The 22,641-nt window shown below is 48.2% G+C and carries 7 protein-coding genes; 5 read left to right on the top strand and 2 right to left on the bottom strand.

What is annotated here, in order from left to right; all coding sequences use genetic code 11:
• Positions 1-11 precede the first annotated feature (11 nt).
• Positions 12-13,976 carry a T1SS-143 repeat domain-containing protein gene (locus PQQ36_RS16445; protein ID WP_273661839.1) on the bottom strand — a complete coding sequence of 4,655 codons (13,965 nt, stop codon included), beginning with the start codon at positions 13,974-13,976 and terminating at the stop codon, positions 12-14.
• Between the two features lie 302 nt (positions 13,977-14,278).
• Here PQQ36_RS16445 and PQQ36_RS16440 point away from each other — a divergent pair, with 302 nt between their 5' ends.
• The 5 genes from PQQ36_RS16440 (at position 14,279) to PQQ36_RS16420 (ending at position 21,799) form a co-directional block, all read left to right on the top strand.
• Positions 14,279-14,641 (top strand): YgiW/YdeI family stress tolerance OB fold protein, encoded by a 363-nt coding sequence (locus PQQ36_RS16440; RefSeq protein WP_273661837.1) that lies wholly within the window; start codon positions 14,279-14,281, stop codon positions 14,639-14,641.
• A gap of 360 nt (positions 14,642-15,001) precedes the next feature.
• Positions 15,002-18,655, top strand: a complete 3,654-nt coding sequence (locus tag PQQ36_RS16435; protein ID WP_273661835.1) for an ATP-binding protein — start codon at positions 15,002-15,004, stop codon at positions 18,653-18,655.
• On the top strand, positions 18,648-19,808 hold the full coding sequence (locus PQQ36_RS16430; protein ID WP_273661834.1) for an EAL domain-containing response regulator: 1,161 nt from the start codon (positions 18,648-18,650) through the stop codon (positions 19,806-19,808). The genes PQQ36_RS16435 and PQQ36_RS16430 overlap by 8 nt, the downstream gene beginning before the upstream one ends.
• 1 nt (position 19,809) lies before the next feature.
• Entirely contained in the window at positions 19,810-20,409 is a 600-nt protein-coding gene (locus tag PQQ36_RS16425) for a response regulator transcription factor (RefSeq protein ID WP_011151728.1), read from the top strand.
• Positions 20,410-20,443: 34 nt separating this feature from the next.
• Positions 20,444-21,799 (top strand): GGDEF domain-containing protein, encoded by a 1,356-nt coding sequence (locus tag PQQ36_RS16420; protein WP_206624282.1) that lies wholly within the window; start codon positions 20,444-20,446, stop codon positions 21,797-21,799.
• Between the two features lie 96 nt (positions 21,800-21,895).
• On the opposite strand, the gene PQQ36_RS16415 is transcribed toward PQQ36_RS16420, so the two are convergent.
• Positions 21,896-22,483, bottom strand: a complete 588-nt coding sequence (locus PQQ36_RS16415; RefSeq protein ID WP_273661832.1) for a response regulator transcription factor — start codon at positions 22,481-22,483, stop codon at positions 21,896-21,898.
• Positions 22,484-22,641 lie beyond the last annotated feature (158 nt).

Genomic DNA, 22,641 nt, shown 5'->3' with positions numbered 1-22,641 from the left:
ACCACTCCCAACTACTGAACAATCAGATTTTGATCATCGATCATTTGCTGAAGCACCTGCGCTTCGGTCAACCCTACGCCGTAGTAATCCTCAAGATTGAGGTCACTCAGCAAGATGGTTTGCACCGCATTCACGCCATCAGTCTTGATGTTGATATGCAGATCCGCACCGGTTTGCACCAAGTCGACAAACTGATCGGCGCTCGCGCCGTCGCTCACACCCAGACCAGACAAAATCGCACTGAGATCAATGGTGTCGCTGTTGGCAGACATATCAAACCCTGCGATGGTATCGACCGTCGCATCCCCCACCGAACCTAAACTGTCAGAGTTGAAGACAAACAGATCATCGCCACTGGTGGCAGTTAAGCTGCTGTCCCCGGTTGCCAGTAACTGCACATCCAACACTTGGCTAAGTCCTATCGCCGTCTGACCACCCAACTGCGCACTTGGCGTCAGTGTGAGGGTGAAACTCTCGGCGCCGGTGTAACCGGAGACAATACTGAGGTTGGCCACATCGTTAACCGGAACGAGCCATTCGCCCGACTCTTTGCTGCCAGCCGACAGGACCAAACCATCGGGTAATCCCGAAATGGTCAGATACCCTTCTTCTCCATCGGCTGGGTTAACCATGCTCATATCAAGATTGAGTGGAATGGCACCACTCGCTTCCGCCACGATGGTGACGTAATCCAGCGTCAAAATGGGCTCATCGGGTACCGGAGATAATTCAACAACAATAGTTTGTGTTTGCGCCTCACCCAAATCTGTCGCCAGAGAACCCAACACAATGTTCTTGTCGAAGGTTTGCGCGGTCATGGTCAAGTTGAGTGTGCCAAAGGCATTGCCTGAGTAGAGTTCGATATTGCCGACCTCACTGGCTCGCACAATCACTCTCGCCACCCAACTACCATCACCGAGCTGAGTGAATGACGCTTCATGACCATCGACGATGATCTTATCCAGCCCGCTCAATGCGGAAGGATCGGAGGTCAATTCGGCATGCAAGGTCAGCACAATAAACTCATCGCTGTTGGTTTCATTGCTGCTGATGGTCACAGGGATAGAGAGCGCTTCTCCTTCCGTGCCTGTGTATTGGCTATCCAATCCAAAGAACTGTACATCATCACCCACCGGCAGCACGCCCACTGTCATCGTGCCAGAAGTGTGGACAATATCGGTGGTGCCGATTTCTTGCGTAATGGCATCAATAGTCAACAAAATATCGCCACTGAAATCCAGCGGAGGCAGAAGATAGAGTTCACCCAGTCGGCTTGGATCTAGCTGCCATTCACTGGTTGGCTTGCCGGCAAACGTGCCGCCATCGAGACCATTATTTGGCAACAGTTCATAGCTCTCACCCACTTTGTAGACCAGCACAGCGCCATCAGGCACGCCCTTAATCATCGCCGATAAGGTCTCGGAACCATCTTGGTCTATCAAACTGACATCCAATCCAGACAGGGCGATATAGCTATCTTCATCACCTTGAACATTGTTGGCCACGATGTTGGCTGCATCCGTTATCGGTTCAATGTGAATGGTGACGATCGATACCTTGTCTTGCGTGTCGGTTTGCGTGACGCAATCCGCAGCATCGGTAATGTTCGCGTGCACTTCCAAGGTAATATCACCACTGTAATGCGCCGGAGGGACAAGGCTGATATCGGTCAGTCGCGTCGCGTCGTTAATGGTGTACGTTCCATCACCGTTGTCGGTGAGCAAGCCAGTGTCCGCTGGAGTTTCCACTAACGTGACGCCACTTGGTACTTTGATCATCAGGCTATTGATGGTCTCTTTACCCGTTGCACTGTTACCCTCACCACTGATGGTTTGTCCCGCCTCAACGCTGTCTCCCAGTACAACACTGAGGTCTAACTGAGTGACCACATCTTCATCCATCGACGTGATCGAGGAGACCACTAAGTCGTCAACCACTGGCAGAATTTCGATATCAATGGTTTGCGTTGTAGTGACGCTGTCACCATTGCAGCCAGAGGTTTCTTTGATTTCCACTTCGAGAGAAAGGCAACCCGCAAAGTCTTCATCCAAACCGGTGATTTTTAAACTCGCCATTGCTTCAGGCGGAATAACAAAACCGACAATGTTACCGGCGCTGTCATACTCAATGGTGACCCCTTCTCCTTCAATCATCACGCCGTCTGGCAGTTTATCGGCGCTAATAAAGAATGAGAGTTCGTTATTTGGATCACTGGCAATATTACCATCGAGCAGACCAGACAAATCGAGGTCTTCTCCTTCGTTAAACTGCAACGCGTCATCACCCGGAGTCAGATCGCCAGGAGGACCGACCGGATCACAGCTGCCGCCACCATCATCATGGCCGGTAAATTGCACTCGGATCGGCGCGTCGATAAAGCGGGCATCCTCCCCATCAATCACACGTGCTGAAATCACCAGATTAATAATCTCAGTATTTTGTGTCGACGAAATCGTCGCATCCTTGAGGATCAGCGCCGCCATCTCTCGCACGCTATCACTGGTTAGGCCATGCGCTGGGATCACCCAGTTTCCTGCGCCGTCTTGAGTGGCCCCATTCGGGTGCTCGACAATCAAGGTTAAACCTGCCGGGACTTTGATGACGATATAATCAAGATACTCTGAGCCATCCACGTCCATATCAACAAAACGCACCGCGTAAGTGAGATCGACGGGTCCACCTTCGGTGTTAGCCAATACTCTTGGATTGCCTTCTAAGCGTGTGTCGAGTTCAACGCGGGCATCAAAATTCACTGCGATGGTCGCATCAACATATTTCTGGTCAATGGCGCCTGTACCAGAGGTATCCTGCACCAAATAAGTCACTGGAATATCGAGCGTACCACTGAAATCCATCGGTCCTTTGGCGGTTAAACGGCCACTGGTTAACAACGATTCCAGATCGGGGGAAAGAGAGTCCGTCAAGCTTGCAACATCTAATCCCTCTTCTGGCACGGTGATTTTTACGCCATCAAAATAGAGCGTAATGCCCTGCTCTGGCGCATGAATCACGTAGCCAATCACCTCTTCGCTGCCATCGTTATCGGCTCCCAGCGAAGGCCATAAAGTAAGAGGAACGGCGTTGTCTTCCACACCCAAGGAGCTGAGCGTTGAGCCAGAGTTCTCATCCACTTGCGGCTTGATTTCAATATCTACCGTCATAGGAAACTCGCCCGAATCACCATCTGGCTCAGTGGAGATCACTTTAAGCGAGAGTTGCAATTGACCACTGTAATCCTCTGGTACTTTGAGATACAAGTTGGCCAAATCGCTATTAGTCACTTGATAAATGATCCCTGTGATTGGGTCTTCACCCGAGATCGGCAAACTCACCGGCTGCCCAGCAGCATCCACGAGCATCACGCCATCAGGAATGCCAGTGATCAAAATGTTGATCACTTCGGAGCCATCGTCATCTGAGGTCACCAAGACAAAATCAAGCGGGATCAATTGATCTTCGATGAAATCGACCTGGTTACTGATCACTTTTGTTTCTGCGTCATAGCGCCAGTGGCCCTCTCCACCATCGACCGCCAACGGTTCATCAACCACGCCAGTGAGACGAATGGTAATGGTCTCTGTCACACTGTTGGCGCTTGGGTTTACAGGCACTAATCCATCAACATTGGACTCCACCGCAACTGCGGTGACTTTGACGCTCAACGTTTCGGTCACTGAACTGATATCTTCTTTCGGCACCAGATAGATGTGACCAGCCACCAGCTCAGCATCCGAGAACCAATACGTCCCATCTTCGAGCCTTGAGGAAGTGCCCCCTTCGACGCTCCAACCCTCTGCCACTTCAAGCTTGTAGTAGAGCGTTTCAGAACCATCCGTATCGTTAAGATGTCCTTTAATGGCATCGTGGAGGTTCAACTGCTGATCTTCTAAGCCGGCAATGTTTTTCACGGATAGCGACGGCGTATCGGCATCCGGTCGGACATTAATGGTCACTTGCTGAGAAGCAACTGCGGTTTGATCGCTTGAACTGGCAAAGCTACTACCTGCTTCCGTTGCTATGGCGGTGACCGTAAAGGTGAATTGTCCAGAAATATTGGTATCGGATCGAATCGTCATGCGATTCAACTCTTCTTCGCTATAGGCGGTGGTTTCGTTGACTTGGCTGCCATCGAGCCAAACGGTAATTCCCGCTGGAATGCCGGAGATCAGATAACTGAGGCTCTCAGAACTGTCGCTATCGACAAGATCGGCGTTCAACGTCAACGTTAATGGCTCTGAACTGTCTTCAACAAGGGTGTAGTCATACTGTGAATCAGCTTGCCATGTCGGTACATCCGCAACGGGGAACACATTGACATTAATGGTATCCGCCAAGGTTTCACTGCCTGTGGTACTGGCGATGATTGCGCTGACCGCCAAAACGATCGTAGCAGTATTGCTGGCTAAATGCGTGGCAGGTTGATAGGTCAGTGCGCCTGCCACCGTCACTTGGTTGCCAATCATCAACAACTGACTACCCGAGAGAATAACTTTGCCACCCACCGCATTGAGCGCGACGCCATCAAGATATAAGGTGCCTCCTTGCAGAGAGTTGGCATCAATCTCTATCGAGTCCACCACTTCTCCTTGATCGCGATCGCCCAGTGCAACGGCGATCAACAACGTCCCTTGTTCATCTTCTCGCATCTCGAGATCTTCAACGCGCAGTACGCCAGCGGTGTCATCCAAGACCAGCGTTGCGGTGCTGGTCACTTGGTCGCCGTCGCCATCAATAACGACATAGCTTACCGTGTCTGAAATCGCAGGAACCGTGGTCACACTTGGGTTGGTGGTTAATTCAAATGTGCCATCTTGATGCACGACTAATGTGCCGTACACCTCGCTTGGTACATTCGGGTTAACGAGCTGAATGGTCACTGGCGTACCATCCGCAGAGAGCGGATAGGTTGTACCGCGATACGTAACGCTGCTGATTTCAGCGCCATCGGCGCCCATCACCGAATCTGACAGCAAGTTGGTGGTGTAACTGTCTCCTTCCACCAGCTCGACACTGGTGTTTTGTGCAATGGGCACATCATCGGTCACCGTCACAGTTAAAGTTTCGGTGGAAGAGATGTCGCCATCGGCATCGATGACCCACATTTCAAAAGGCAAATCGAGTAAGTTGGTGCCGTTACCATCAGGGTGATCAAGCGCCCCTTGTAATGAAAAATCAACCTTACCATTGTTGTTTGGACGGATTTTAAACACCACTTCCCCAGCACTGTTTTTAGCAATAAACCAGCCGTTGCTGTTTTGCGCGTGCAGTGTGATGGCTAAGCCACCGCTGGTGAACCCGTGTGCATTAAACGCCGCGACATCAATTTGAATGTCGGCAACGTCATCGCTGCCACCATCGATGCTCAAAACGTGTTTAACGCTTTCTATCCCATTCTCGGTTCCGTCACCGACAATGCCATGTTCATCGACAGTCACGTTGCCTGCCACCGTCAGCACTGGCGTTTCGCCATCGTAGATAATCAAGGTGCTGTCACTGGTGACAAACGTGCCATCAGAATCCGTTGCGGTGACTGGCAGAGAGAGAGAAAGCTGGTTGTCTGCCTCCGGTTTATGGTGATCGACAGGTAAATAGAGATGAACAGAAAGCTCAACGTTGCTCGCGGTATCCGCCTCAACATTCACATCATCAGGCAACGTCACGGTCAGCACTCGTGTACCATCGGCTAGAACCGCATCGTAGCTACCATCACCGTTGACTCGCCAGACAATCGCTTCACCATTGTGCGTCAGTGCCACGCCATTGCCATCAATCACTGCTTGACCATTGGCCACGGCTAATGTCACCGCCACAATGGGGTCGGTATCGGCGGTGACCACCAGATTCACACTCGCTTCAGCGGTGATACCCGACGGGGTTAAATCATCTTTCGGCAGCTCGGTAATCACCAGCGTGCCTGAGCTCAATTCACCTTGATGGCCGTCTTGGATTTCAATGTCGAGAGGCAAGCGTTGAACATCACCATCCGTATCCCTCACGCTGATCACCAGCGGAATCGTGTCGATTTCATCTGCATCGTGTTGGTCGAGTGCTTGATACAAGGTGAACTGATAGTTGATCACAGAGTCATTTTCTGAACTCGGCTCTTCAATCACCACTTGGAAAATCACATTGCTGATATCGCCCACATACGCTTGCAATATATTGCCGTTTGGCGAGATGGTATACGCGATCTCCTCACCACCACTGGTTAAGGTTGGCTGACCAGCCAAATCGAAATACAGCTCAGCGATCGGATCACTGCCCACGGTGACGTTCACCGTACCGTTGTCGACAAGACTGGATTGGGTTAGCAGCCCTTCTTCATTAAGGAACACCCCATCACCATTGGCGAGCATAGGGTTAGCGCCATCGTTGATATGCCATACAAAATCACCGGAAATCAACGTGGTACCATCGCTGTCGGTGCCTGTGATGGTGACTGGTAAACGAGTCACATCGTCACCATTCGCTTGATTGATCGGACGATTCAACGTCAGTGTTAAGGTGGCTTGTACGTCGCTGCCACTGAGCACCGCGCCGCTGATGGCAAGGGTAAAAATCACCTCACCGCCCGTCGAACTGGCGGTAATGGTTTTCCCATCGCTGCTCAGTTGGTAGCTCAACTCGAGTAAACTTTCCCCACTGGTCAGGTTCAATGCATCAAAATCCAGCAGCGCTGATTCATCAAAACGCAGCGAGTCCGGATCAGGATTATCCGAACCACCCGTCACATGAATAGTGCTGTTCACCACCTGCGCATCCGCCGTGATTAGAGACTCGGTCACCGTTTGATTGCTCGATTCAATGCGCCCAGCTTCCCCATCACGAATATCGATCACCACATTGGCGGAGTCGTAATCGTAGTTTTTATCCCCCGCGATGTAAGAAAACGTCACTTGCTGGCTTTGGTTATGGTCGAGATCTCGGCTGACGGCCATGGTCCAACGACCATCGGAATAGATAGTAAGGATACCCTCTGGCAGCGTTAAGCTCAGTGGTGTGCTTTGCGAAACCACATGTGTTTCACCGTTAATCAAAATGCTTTTCACCAGCAGTGGCGCATCAAGGTCAAAATCGTTGGCAAGCAGGTTACCAAACTCATTGTGCCCTTCTGTTGCCAGGTAATGGTCATCAAACGAAATCGGTTGAGAGTCGAGCACGACAATGGAAACGGGGGCAACGACGGTTTCACTGGTGCCATCGGCATCCGTTTGTTTGGCCTGAATGAGTAAAGACGTATGAGTGGAATCAAGATCGCGAAGTTCATCGATCGGCTTTTTCAGGCTGATCTTCACTTGGTCACCTACTATCTCGGCCGTCAACACCTGCTGACCATCCGTGCGAGTAGCCGTCAATGTTTGACCATCGGGCGAAATGACCAGGGTTAATGCCAAGCCTTGCGAAGTCAAAGAAGCAAACGCACTTTGATCGCTGTGGAACGTAAATTCACCAAATTGGATATTGAGATCAACCGTCGCATTTTGCTCACCTAGAATGCCGACGAGCGCCTCGACAAACACGGCGCCGTCTGGGTAGATCACCGTTGGCATGCCGTCGTTAGCTGGGTTACCAGCCAAATCTGTTACGTCAGCTTGAATTTGCCACTCACGGTTTTGATCTAAAGTCGCAATATCCACGCCTTCAACCTGCCATGAGCCGCTAGCGCTGACTAAGGTGGTGTAAGTCAGCGTGTTCACCCCATCGCTGATCGTCACCGTGACGGTTTGATTTTCTTCCGCTGTGGTCGTGCCTTGAAGGGTTGTTAAGCTGCCAGAACGAAAATCCACCACGCTCAAGCCATCGAGCGTATCGATGTCAATTTGTGGTGGCAAAGTATCAATCACATGCACCGAATCACTGGCCGTCGCCACGTTGCCCGCCACATCACTGACCGACGCTGTCACCACAATCGGCCCGTCAGCAAGGCTAGAGAGATCCGCATCGGCAACTTCCCAGCGTCCGTTGACCACCGTGGTGCTAAACGTCAGCACTTTGCCCGCTTGATCCGTCACCGTGACGGAAACCGTTTGTCCCTCTTCGACAAAAAAGACGCGACCAAACAGATCGGTGGTGGTCACTTCAGTCGCATTGAGCAGCGCATCACTGCCTGAGGCGACATTCACGCTGATCAGTGCGCGCGTGTCTTTGACAATGGTATCGGTGTCCGTGGTGGGATTGCCTGCGACGTCAATTGTCTGCGTATGCACGGTGAGCTCACCTTCAGCAAGAGCAGAGAGATCTTCGTTAATTGACCAACTGTTGCCACTCACGGTCGTCGTAAAGGTTAAGCGATTACCGAGATGATCCACCACTTCAATATCTATGCGCTGGCCATCTTCCACATTGCTCACTGTCCCAGCGATACCACTGGTGGTGATTTCGGCTTTATTGAAGAACTCATCGCCATTGCCTTGGAAATCGGTGCTGATCTCCGCCAAGGTGTCTTTGATGGTGGAATCACTGGCCGACACAGAATGGCCATAGACGTCGTGAATTTCCGCTTCCACCGTCAGTGGCCCTTCCGCCAATGAGCTGAGATCAACCGGACTCACTTGATAGGCATTATCGGAAACGCGGGTGGTAAAGGTCAGCACCTTTCCATCCACGTCCGTAACGGTAATGGTGACGAGACGTAAATCCTCAACATCCACTGTGTTACCGTGAATACGCACTGCGGGGACTTCAAACTGGTTTTCGTAGCCATCGCCACCATCGTCAATCACCACGGTGATCTCTGCACTATCAACCAGCGGAGGAAAGACAATCGCGTCTTCAATCACGATGGGCAGTGGCGTTAGCACCGTTTCAGTGGTGCCATCGGCATCGGTTTGCGTTCCCGCAATCATCAGGTCCGTGAGCAGACGCTGTGAATCACCGTGGTCCACCGGCAGGAAGAGTTGCAACTGAACTTGTGCATTGGAGGCAATATGCGCCGTCAGTAAAATTTCACCATCGGCACGGGTGGCGGTTAAGGTCAGCCCATCGGCTGAAAGCGTGATCGTAATGCTTTGACCAAACGAAGTCAGACTTTCTAGATCCGTTTGCACCTCATGGAATCGGAATTGCGCTTGTTCCACATTGATATCGGATGTTGCGCCGCTGCTGCCAATCGCCACCGTCAAGTCTTCATACACGGTCACCACATCAGGGAAAGTGAGCGTCGGCATGTCATCCACCGCACTGTTTCCTGCGGCATCGGTCACCGTGGCGATGAGTGTCCATGTCGCGCGGTTGTTCAAGGCGCTTACATCAATGGTTGCAAATTGCCAGTTCCCCGCGGCGTCCACGCTGGTGGTAACACGAATACTTTGAGTGCCATCGCTGATGGTGACCACCACCGGTTGGCCAGCTTCTGCCCCCGTAGTGGTTCCTTGCAACGCGGTGTTGGTCCCTAATTTAAACTGCAGAATGTTGAGACCATCGAGCGTATCAATATCAATGGTTGGAGCCGTGGTATCTACCGTCGCGCTATCCGTTGCCGTTGCAGGGTTGCCTGCCACATCGACGGTCGAGACGGTGGCAGAGATCTCGCCATCCACAAAGCCTGAAAGATCAAGATTATCGATCGCCCATGCGCCACCCACAATCGTGGTTTGCACTGTCATGGTGTTGCCTGCCGAGTCCGACAGCACTACATTCACGCTTTGGCCATCTTCGATATGACTGACCAAACCGCTGACTTTGACCGAAGTCAACTCTGCTGGATTCAATAAGTCGTCATCACCACTGTCAATCTCAACCGTAATGGACGCTTGAGTATCTTTCACTATGGTGTTGTGTGAGGTGGTAGGGTTGCCCGCGATATCAATGGTTTGAGCGTGTACCGTCAGCTCACCATCACTTAACGTGCTTAAATCAACATCCAGAGACCATTGGTCGCCCGATACCACTGTGGTAAACGTCAGTCGTCCGCCTTGTCCATCTATGATTTCAATGTTAATGGTTTGTCCATCTTCCACGTTGGCCACGTGGCCATTGATCGTGGTGGTGGCCACTTCAAACTGATTTAAAAATGCATCCCCTTGGCCATCAAAGGCGACATCAATTTCAGCTAATGTGTCTTTGATGGTGGTGTCGTTGGCGGTGATGACTTTGCCATAGGCGTCATGAATTTCTGCCTCGACCGTGAGCGGCCCTTCGGCAAGCGAGCTCAAATCGACAGGGAAAAACTGATATTGGTTGTTCTCCACTCGGGTGGTGAAAGTGAGAGTCGCGCCCAACGAATCGGTCACGGTTATGGTGACTAAACGCAGATCCTGAACATCTACTGTGTTGCCGTGAATCCGTGTGCCTGGTACTTCGAGAGCATTTTCGTAGCCATCGCCACCATCGTCGATGGTGACCGTCAACGACGCGCTGTCCACCAACGGAGGGAAGACTATCGCGTCCTCAATCACAATCGGTAACGGTGCAATCACCGTTTCCGTGGTGCCGTCGGCATCCGTTTGGGTACCTTCCAACAAAATTTGCGTCAGCAAGCGTTGCGCTTCACCATGATCAACTGGCAAAAAGAGGGACAACTTAACTTGGCTATTGGTTTCAATCGCAGCGGTCAATACCGTTGCCCCATCGCCACGCACAAGGCTCAAGGATAGGCCATCGGTTGAAATCACCACTGACACGGATTGACCAAGGGACGTTAGTGCGGCGAGATCCGACTGCGTGTCATGGAAAGTAAACTGGGCATTTTCAATATTGATATCCGACAGCGCCTCGCTGCTGTCGAGAATCACGGCTAAGTCTTCCCACAACGCCACGGTGTCTGGAATATCCAGCGTTGGCGTCTCATCGGTGGCGCTATTGCCTGCGGCATCGGTCACCGTGGCGGTTAAGCTCCAACTTTTCGCAGCATCCAGCGCACTGACATCGATGGAGGAAAACGACCACAAGCCAGCCGCATCCACCGTTGTTGTCACCGAAATGGTCTGAGTGCCGTCGCTGATGGTCACCACGACTGGCTGTCCGAGCTCAGCCCCAGTGGTACTGCCTTGCAGTGCAGTTTCTGTGCCTTGCTTAAATTGCACAATCTCAAGGCCAGTTAAGGTATCAATGTCGATCGTGGGCGCGGTGGTATCCACGATCGCTGTATCTTCTGCTGTGGCAGGGTTACCCGCCACATCGATGGTACTTGCGGTGGCACGGATTTCGCCATCAGTAAGAGAGGAAAGATCGAGATCTTTGAGTGACCACGCACCCGAGACGACAACGGTAGTGAATACTAACTTCGCCCCAGAGGCATCCGTTACCACCACTTGCACCGCTTGACCATCGTCAACATGACTGACGACGCCAGAGAGCGTCACAGCACTCAGTTCGGTCGGATTCAGTGCCTCATCCTCGCCACTGTCGATGACGATGGTAATCGCCGCTTGCGTATCTTTTACAATGGTGTCACTCGCGGTGGTCACATTACCGGCAACGTCGATGGCCTGCGTATTGAGCGTCAATTCGCCATCCACCAGCGATGAAAGATCGGCTTCGATTGTCCACGTATTGCCCGCCACAAAAGTCGAGAACGTTAAGGTGTTCCCTAGAGCATCGATCACCTCGATATCAATGCGCTGACCATCTTCTACCTCAGTGACTCGGCCTGTTAGAACGGTTTTGCTCACTTCAAACTGATTGAGAAACTCATCGCCATTGCCTTCAAACTCAGCGGTGATGTCTGCCAAGGTATCCTTGATGGTGCTATCGGTGGCTTGAATGGTCTTGCCATAGACATCGTCGATATAAGCCTCGACGCTCAACGGCCCTTCGGCTAAGCCCGTCAAGTCAACTGGTGAGATTTGGTAACGGTTGTTTTCCACTCGGGTGGTGAATGTCAGCGTATTGCCATCCACATCGGTCACCGTGATCGTCACTAATCGGAGATTTTCCACATCGGTGGTGGTGCCATGAATGACAACGGCGGGGACTTCTTGCGCATTCTCGTAACCATCGCCACCGTCATCGATGGTGACGGTGATCGCCGCGCTATCAACCAGTGGAGGAAAAACGATCGCATCGCCAATCACCACCGCCACCGGCGCAACCACCGTTTCGGTTGTACCATCACTGTCAGTTTGCGTGCCTTGAATCATCAGCTCCGTCAGTAAGCGTTGGGAGTCACCGTGATCGACTGGCAAAAAGAGTTGAATTTTGACTTCTTGATTATTGAGAATGCTGGCCGACAACACCACTTGACCATCGGCTCGCACCGCCGAAAGAGAGAGACCATCGGCAGAGATGACCACAGAAATGGATTGACCAAGCGAGGTCAGCGAAGACAAGCTGCTTTGCTCGTCGATGAAAGTGAAATCTGCATTATCGATATTGATTGGCGAAAGCGCGTCACTGCTGCCAAGAACAACGGCAATATCTTCATTGACGCTGACCACATCAGGCGCAATCAGGCTAGGCATATCGTCGCTTGCGCGGTTGCCAGCGAGATCCGTCACCGTTGCGTTCAATTGCCATTCCAAATTGGCATCCAACGTCGAAAGGTCAATGCTGTCGAACGACCAATTGCCAGCTGCATCAACTTGGGTGAGCGCTTCAACCGTATTCACTCCATCGGTGATGGTGACTAAAACCAGCTGCCCAGCTTCTGCGCCCGTGGTGGTGCCTTGCAAGGCCGTGTCTGCACCGGATTTAAAATCGACGATCTGCAGACCGGTTAAGGTATCAATATCGATGGTAGGAAAAGTGGTATCTAGCCCTGCGCTATCGGTCGCGACAGCGGGGTTACCCGCAACATCTTTCGTCACCGCCAACACGCGAAAATCACCATTGGCAAACTGAGAAACATCGATATTATCGATCGACCATTGATTGCCCGACACAGAGGTAATAAACCACTGGGCATGGCCTGCTGAGTCTACTAGGACAACTCGAATCGCTTGTCCATCTTCAACATTGGCCACCTCGCCGTAGACACGAACGTTGCCACTCTCAGCATCGCTCACCAAATCATCATCGCCAGAGTCAATGGCTACCGTAATGGAAGCTTGCGTATCTTTGACGATGGTATCGCTTGCACTGGCAGGATTGCCTGCCATGTCGATGGTTTGAGCATGAATGGTCAGTGGGCCTTCCGCAAGGCTGCTTAAATCTTCATTGATCGACCAGGTTCCACCATTGACCGTAGTGGTAAAACGTAAGGTTTGGCCCAAGCTATCAATCACTTCGATATCAATGCGCTGCCCATCTTCAACATGGCTAACAGTGCCTGTCAGCCCCGAGGCAGAGATTTCAAAACGGTTAAAGAACTCATCGCCTCGGCCATCAAACTCGGTGGTGATCTCCGCTAAAGTATCTTTGATTGTGGTGTCAGAGGCTTGAATAAAGTTGTCGAGTTCATCGGTAATGGTTGCGGTGACAGTCAAGGTGCCTTCATCAAACCCACTGGCATCAATGCCTTCAACGCGGTACTCACCTTGAAAAACAGTGGCGCTAAATACTTGCTGTTGACCGGAAGCATCGGACAAAACCAACTGAACGAGGCGGCCATCCTCAACGTCTGTCGTGGTACCGAAAATCGCAATGCTCGGCACTTCCAGCGCATTTTCGTAACCATCGCCACCGTCGGCAATCGTCACCGTGATCGTGGCGTCGTCATCCAAGAGATAAAATTGCGCGTCTGGGCTTTCACGCTCAGGCGTGTTTTCATAATCTGTCGGCAGCGTGTCATAACCGGATTGAGCCAACACCTCACGCAGTTCAGGGCGAATGAAACCGAATAAGCTCGCGCTTTCAGAAGAAAGGTCCTGCTCCGAAGATGGCGCATCGTTTGGCGTTGTAGGGCGTTGGTATACTGGCTCTGCGTCAATAGGATCGTCAATGTTAACGGCATCACTATCATTGACGGGTAGCGGTGTTTCTTTAACGTACTTCACCGTTGGGTCAACCACCTCATCGGCTTGTACGGCAACCCACTGACCGTCCGGCATAATTTTCCAAACTACGCCATCAATTTCGATATAAAGTACCGGTTTCATTGTCATTTCCCTATGCCACTGCGCTTACTGCTATAAATTTAATGCATGCCAAACAAACTCACAAGGTTTGACCTATCATTTAAGCTTATGTTTTTTAAATTAAATCCACACTTCATTAACAGATTCACATATCAAATAAGCCTCTCTCAATTATTGAACAAATTAATACCATTAAACTCAGTTAGTTTCATAACCAAGTCCATCACTCAATGTTCATCTAACTCTTTGTCTTAGCAAAAAACTTCACGATTACTTCACATTTGATGATGAATAATCAAAACCATCAAAAAGAGGAAGTCATTATGAAAAAAATCCTATTAGTGCCATTTGTTTTGCTTGCATCTCACTCCGCTTTTGCTGCTTTCGACGCTCAACAGCAGCAAGGTGGTTTTACGGGTCCAAAAATGGGCGGCGTCAACACGGTAGCCAATGCACTGACCGCGCGCGATGATACGGCCGTTGAACTGACAGGGAACATCGTTCAATCCCTAGGAAATGAAATCTACCTATTTAAAGATGCGACTGGCGAAATTCAGGTGGAAATCGATCACGAAGATTGGCGTGGGCAGAATGTCGCTCCAAAAGATAAAGTGCTCATTATCGGTGAAGTAGACAGTGAACTCGTGTCGACAAAAATCGATGTGGACTCTATCCAAAAACTGTAAATAACATCTGCCTCTGTGTTGCTCTGCGTACCAAACGACGTTGAAACGCCATTACTCAACTCGTTTGGTATTCCTCAAATTCGCAAACGTGTATTTTGAACAACATTGACATACACACGCACTTTCATTATTTTCTTTCGCCAACTTTCCCATGTTCATTAAACGTAAATAAAATTCAAATTAATATAATCCTCACCTATCTCCATTTGTAATCCTATTACGATTCCTCTGTAGGAACATTCTTACATAATCAAAATTTATTTTTAAAATTCAAAAGGTTATGTGAATTTATTAAAATCTCAAAATTTGACAAATTCTCACATAATTTTAATCTTATATTCCATATTTGAGGAATATAAGATGTTGAACGCCCACATTAGATTCGTTTCATTTCTAATTTTACTATCCGGACTGTTATTTTCGGGTAATGCACTGCCACAAGAAGAAAACTCTGAACAAGAAACGAATCCTCCATCAACAATAGTGATCGGCATCACCTCAAAATCGATCAACCCATCACTGGATAGTGAATCGTTGGGCGTTTATTGGGGCGTCAATGTTGAATACCTAAGAAATATCGCCAAAATTCTCAACATCAATATTCAACTGAAACATTATTCAAACGTCGTTGAGCTGCTGCATGACGTTGAAACCGGTGCAATTGATGGCACAGTAGGTTTTGCAAAAACACCAGAAAGGATGAACCGTTTTCTCTTTTCTAAACCTCTATTTAAAAGCAGTGTTTCCATTTGGTTCAAAGAAAGTTTTTATCAAACAAGGCCATTTAGCACGCTCAATTGGACATGTGTGAAAGGCACTTCTTACTGCGAATATTTAAGAATCAAAGGCATCAAAAACATTCATTATGCTCTGAATTTTACTGACGCCGTTGCGATCATGAATAAAGGGCAAGCGAATGCGTTTATCTCGTCATTTGTCACGATTAACGAATATCTCGACAAGCATGATGTTGTACGTGGTGCAGTTGAAATACCCGATTGGATAGAACCAGAAGAGATCAGTTTTATTACCGCGCAAAACAACGTCGCATTAATGGAGAGTATTGACAAAGTTTTAGAATGGGAAGTGAAAGGCAAGAATATTCGCTCGGTTGCATCGAATAATCTTTACCATCTTAATGACAGGCTTCTTTCTGAATATCGTAGGGAGCATCATGACGATGATGTCATCACATTCAGCACCAGCAATAACGCCTACCCATTTTTTGAAATATCAGACAATGGTGAACAAAGAGGGTTATTAGCCGATTTTCTCGATTTGATCCAGTCACGTTCTGGTTTAGATTTTGAATATAAGAGCCCTATATTTGAATACAACCAAGAGCTTGCTACGTTCAATGCCAATATTATTCCTGTTGCCTACATTGATCGTGTGGAATCACCTAATTGGCTCCTCACTAAGCCTTTTATGCAGATAAAGTTTCACAAAGTGGGGTTGGCTTCAGCTAAAGCCATTAATAATAGCAAACCGATCTCTGGCATTTTACTCAGCTTACAAAAGCAAGGGCTGATCCATATCAACGCTTGGAACAATGAAAACTTCAGAGAATATTCTGACATTAAAAAACTGATGAAGGATTTGGAAGACGGAAAAATTCAATCGGCATATATGTCTGATGATGTGCTTTACAGCCTTCTATCTCAGTTTAATAAAGGGCATCTGAAGGTCGACAAATCTCAAGAAAAACATTTTTCTATCGCATTTTCGGTGTCTAACCATGACGTTAAGTTAAAGAAACTGCTCGATAGCATTATCGACACCATCGATAGTAAAGAAATCGAGAAAATAAACAAAAGCTATCGAGACTTTAATCTCACGTATGGCTACGACTCAGAAAAAGTTATTTTTTCCGCCATTATCATATCGGTTTTATTAATCATTGTTGCGATCATTATTTATTTCGTGATTAGCAATATGAAGCTCAAAGTGAGCTTAGCGGAAATTAACGCCGACAATGAAGAGAAAGAGAAACAGTGGTTAACCCAAATCATTCAAGAACTGAATAACAAAGTTTTTATTCATGATGATAAGGGACAACTGGTTCTTAGCAACTGCTCTGAGTATCTCAAAGGCAACTGCACGAATTGCCAAATTAAGAACTCCGCAACGCAAATCTCACTCGTTGGTGATTTCGAGGAAGTGCAGCAAGTCCTGAGCGGTAAACGAATCAAAGAGTACAGCCAGACCGTCAATTGTGATTTGCAAATCGAGCACATTTATCGCGAGCGCAAAGCCATTCGCTCTTTAGATCATCGCAAGCAGTTCATTTTAACCGTATTGCAAGATGTGACGGCGCAAAAAGAGCGCGAGGCCGCACTGATCGCCGCTCAGCATGAAGCACAAAGTGCCGTTAAAGCACGCGAGCGATTCTTGGCGACCATGAGCCATGAATTGAGAACGCCACTTGCCGCGACTTATGGCTTGCTCGATTTGGTGGCAACCCACTCCACCAGCGAACGAGACAAAGAGTTGGTGTTACGAGCCAAGCAGTCGCTAAACCACCTCAATCTGTTGGTGGATGAGGTACTTGATTACTCAAAACTGGAAGCGGGCGAGTTGCAGATTCATCCAGCGAAAAATGAACTGTTGCGTCTGTTGAGCCAAGCCTTGCGCGGGTTTGAAGCCAAAGCCAACAGCAAAGGGCTGGACTACACGGTGAACATCATTCCGTTCTCATTGAGGTGGGCGATGATTGATGATCTCAGATTTAACCAGATCGTCAGTAATTTGATTTCCAATGCCATCAAGTTTACTGAACAAGGAGACATTACGCTGACAGCGCAAGTGGTCAAAGAGCGATTACTTCTGACCATCAAAGACACTGGTATTGGTATGACGCAAGAACAACTGGCCAATATCTTCAAGCCCTTTGTTCAAGCCGATGACTCCATCACCAGACAATTTGGCGGGACAGGATTGGGATTGGCCATTGTTGAACAACTGTTGAAGCAAATGGGTGGTCACATCGCGTTGTACAGTGCGTTGAATGTCGGGACTCAAGTTGACATTGAACTGCCATTGACCCCGTGTGAAGGCGCTTATCCTGAGCTGAACGCCTTAAGCTATTCGTCACAATTACCTACGGTCATTCAGGATTGGTGTCAATGCTGGGGGCTGGTCAAAAACGACGCTAACCCAAGCGTAAACAAGGGGCTAAGCGCTGAATGCAACACGCTCAGTTGCCAGCCAAGCGGCTGTCAGAGAAACAGCGCACTGGAATGCACGCAATACCCAGATGCGTTATTGGATTGCTTACTAAAGATGACCAGTGCAGAGCAAGAACGCCACATCGAGGATATCCCGATGGACACACTGACAGGCAAGGTGCTCGTGGCGGAGGACAACAAGATCAACCAGCACATTGTCAAAATGCAATTTGCCGAGTTGGGGCTCACCCCCATTGTGGTCAACAACGGCGTCGAAGCGCTGAACTACATCAAACAGCACGGCGATGTTGCCCTGTTACTGACCGACTTCCATATGCCAGAAATGGATGGCTATGAGTTAGTGAGAACATTACGTGCGAACGAGCGCTTTGCCACGCTTCCGGTTGTCGGCGTGACCGCTGAAGACTCGAGAATCGCCAATGAGAAAGCGGTGCAAAGCGGCATCAATGAAATTTTGTATAAACCCTATGACCTGAAACAACTCGGCGCATTATTAGCGCGTTACCTCGCCAAACCAAAGGCTCGAGAAAACTGGCTCGATAAGTTCTCGGAAAACGACGCCCAAGAAGTGGCGAAAGTCTTCATTGTCGAAATGGCCAAAGACTTAACGCAACTGAAACAAGCGGAGAGTGGCCACCAAATGAGAGCGGCAGTGCACAAGGTAAAAGGCGCATGTGGCGCGCTGGGCATTCAGCACATTGTCGCCCTTTGTGAAGACGCTGAATCGGTGGACATGGCGCACAAACCCGCGTTGGTAGAGAAAGTGATCTCTGAACTGGATGCGGAAATTAACCAAACAATCATGTGGATGGAAAGCTATGCGTAATGATTTGAAAATATTGGTTGTTGATGATCATCCGATCCATCTGACTTTGATGAAACAACAACTGGCGAAAATCCCCAATACCCGTATTGCCACTGAGCAAACCGTGGCGAGTGCCTTGAGCACCTTGTCTGATGATCACTACGATTTCGTCTTCTGTGATTTAGACATGCCACACAGCGATGGCATTGACTTGTTGATCTCACTGAATGAACAGAAATACGCCGGCAATGTGGCGTTGATCAGTGCGCTGGACCGTCCGATTATTTCTGCCGTTTCAGCCATGTGCGAAAACTTTTCGTTTCAAGTGTTAGGCAAGATTAGCAAGCCTTACTCCAATAACGACATTCAGCAGTTGCTGGACAACGCCGCCAACGCCCTAAAACCTGCACGAAAATTGCGTCGCAGAATCGATGTGAGCGATCAAGAGTTCTTGTTCGATTTGGCCAATGGCCGCGTAAAAAACTACTACCAACCGTTAGTGGATTGCCGCACTGGTGACGTGGTTGGATATGAAGCACTGGCAAGATGGTTGCACCCTATCCACGGCATGCTCTCTCCGGCGCACTTTTTGCCCATCGTCGAGCGATGCAATCTCTCACATGAGCTGTTTGATATTGTCACGGATAACACCATTCGTGACGCAAGGTACATCAAACAAGGCCAGCGTATCTCAATCAATGCGGATCAAATCAATATCGAAGATGGCAACTTCAGCGAGCGTTTTATCGCTAAGTGCCTAGAAAATCAGGTAGAACCAAGCGTTTTTACCATTGAAATTACGGAAAACACGTCGTTTAGCAACAGCGCGGCGCTGTATAAAAACTTAGCAAAACTGCGCCTCAACGGCGTCAATGTCTCTATTGATGATTTTGGAACCGGGCACTCCTCTCTCGAGAAACTTTCCCTGCTGCCTTTTAACGAACTGAAAATCGATCGCTCGTTTGTCTCCGAAATGGAAATAGACAGCAAAAAGCAGAAAATTGTCAATTCCATTTGCGGACTGGCGAAAAGTTTAAATTTAAAAATCGTCGCCGAAGGCGTTGAAAAACAATCCACTTGGAACATGTTGAAAAAATACAATATCGACGTTTGCCAAGGTTATCTCTTTAACAAACCGATGCCGATTGAGGCAATCAATATATTGAGCGCATAGCATGATAAATAAAGTCAACTGCCTGATCTTTGATGATCACCCAATGGTCTGTTTCGCTATCAAGACGTTAATTGAGCGGTTTTGCCATGTGGAGAGTGTCAGCACTGCGGGCTCGATGAAGTCTGCGATGGCCTTAATCAAACAAGAGCAAATAAACCTCATCTTATTGGACGTTAATCTTTCAGACTGTGATGGATTTGACTTCTTAAGACGCATCAAATCCCACGGTTATAAAGGCAAAGTGATCTTCTTTTCCGCGGAAACCAGCCAGCTGTTTAGCGAAATAGCCTTTCGCTTAGGCGCGGATGGTTATGTGTGCAAATCCGAAGATCAAAGCATTTTGAAAGACGCTATCGACGCGGTGATCAACGGTTACACCTTTTTCAAATTCAAGCCTAATTCTGCGGTCAACCAAGCTCAACCAGAACTTTCAGACCGAGAAGCGGCCGTAATGAATTACCTTTTAAAAGGCAAAACCAACCGTGAAATAGCCAATATTTTATCGATCAGCGATAAAACCATTAGTACCTACAAACGGCGATTGCTGAATAAATTCAATGTCGAAAACATCGTTGATTTAGCAAAACTCGTTTCACTATAAAAATAACAATGACCACCATCAGCCGAGAAAGAAAATGAAAAAAAGTTTAAGCCTGGCCTTTTTGTTTGCCACACTTTCTTTTTTATCGTGTTTAATTGCACTCGCTATTTACGCCGTTTCCATTGAAGTGGAGCGATTTGATAGGCACGCAGACCGTATAGAAAGTATTAAAAACTACGTGGTAACCATGGGCCTATTAACCCAATCTAACATCGATGCCTCTGAGAAAAAGGATAGAAAGAACATCATTCAATCCACTCAACGTTCGTTTGAAGAGTATATTTACGCCATTGACAATTCAGAGTTGGATTATTTTGAGGCGGTTGCCTATAAAACCATGCATGAAACAAGAAACTATTTCATGAGCTTGTTTAATAACAAAAATTCCGTTTTTTATTACCGCTCTTACTCTGGCAAAAAATATCTGCTTGATCGCAAAGTCAATGGCTTCAAAGTCGATGCGCGCAAGTTCAGCGAAAACTGGTGTAAAACACAATTTGTCTGTACTCAGTACGCATGGCCGGATCAACTGTTGGATCGCGCAGTGGTGTCCACCATCTACCATGACAGCGATCTAGGAGAGAACTTAATTTCTGTCTCTAGCCCTGTCTATTCAAGCGAAGAGGAAAATGAAATTGTCGGCGAATACGTCTTTAGCCTTTTTTACGACCTCAAAGACAGGAATGTGGAAACTATCTACAACCAAGGGTTTAAAACCACGCTGTTAACCTACAATGGCTATCCTTTAGCTAAGTTTGCCTACACCAAAACCTACATTGCGGATAACAAAACCATTTTCATGTTTTCTTACCCACTTTCAAAATTGGTGATTGATTATTCGTATTTGTTTTTCGTTTTTCTGCTGTTGTTTTTTGTCTACTTGAATCTGTATGAACAATCCAAAACCAGAAAACAGCAGTTAGATGAAGTCTCTTCCGAGGTGATCAAAGACGAGCTAACCGGGCTGCACAATCGAAAGATCTTCAATGACACTCTGTTTAAAGACACGCTGGAAGATTCTCAATACACAGTAATCGCCATTGATGGCGACGGTTTTAAAAACATCAACGACACCTTTGGCCATCACGTCGGTGATGAAGTGATTTGCCAAGTCGGCAAATCCATGAAGGCCACATTTCGCCGTGGTGACTTCCTCATTCGAACCGGAGGAGATGAATTTTTGGCGATATTGCCAGATTGTGACCACAGGAAAGCCAGTGAACTGGTTGGAAAGCTCAAGCAGCATTTAAAAAACAGCACTCTACCTTATAAAGATCTTACGATTGCAGTAAGCGCAGGGGTTGCCACGCGAGCACAAGGCGAAACATTGCAAGAATTGATGATGCAAGCGGATGAAGCGCTCTATAAAGTCAAGGAGAGCCGCCGATAGTGGTTTGCTTCACCATCCCCATTGCATTTCGACCTGCATAGCATGGGCTATCTGCACAAATGGGGATTGGCAATTCGCAAACATCTAAACCAGAACTTAGGAGCGATGGACTTCCGCAATTTCGACGATCGACTTTGCGTTGTACTTCTTCAAAATTCGAGCTTTGTAGGTGCTGATGGTTTTGTTGCTCAGCATCAAAAGCTCGGAGATCTTCTGATTACTGTAGCCTTGTATTAGGTAACTCAGCACCGTGACCTCTCGCTCAGACAACGCTTGTTGGTCAGACTGGGCAGGCTGCCCTTTAAACATCGTATACCCTTTCAACACATTAACAATGGCATTGCTAAGTGTTGATTGACTCGCGTACTTGGTCAAATACCCATGTGCACCGATGGTATGCGCTACGTTGGACAGGCTGTCATAGTCATTGGAAGAGACAAAAAGCAGTTTTCCAGCATAGCCATTGGCAAAAATTGACTTCGCTAAACTGATGCCATCTCGGCCTTCAATTAAAACGTCCATGATGATCAGTTCGACATTTTCCTCGCGCACACAGTCGAGGATCTGCTTAGTGTTTGTCGTAATGGTCACTTCAAGGGGATTAATCATCTCTTTGACCAATGAGGAGAGCGCTCTTGCGTAAAGGGGTTGTGAGTCGATAATCAATACTTTTTCTACTGTCATGTTTACTTTCTCTTTTTATCAACAACACTCCTTGTCTGTTTTGTAAGACACACAGCTTAATTGCTTGTAGGAAAATTCTGTTATTGCCACGTCATAAATTATTTTCTGCTCTGACACTTCCATAACACATCGCTAAATTAGCCAACTCTAATTTAGGA

This window comes from Vibrio sp. CCUG 15886, from assembly GCF_028570825.1.
Classification (GTDB): Bacteria; Pseudomonadota; Gammaproteobacteria; order Enterobacterales; family Vibrionaceae; genus Vibrio; species Vibrio vulnificus_B.
The sequence above is the reverse complement of the archived record's forward strand: the minus strand, read 5'-3'. Positions and strand labels throughout refer to the sequence as shown.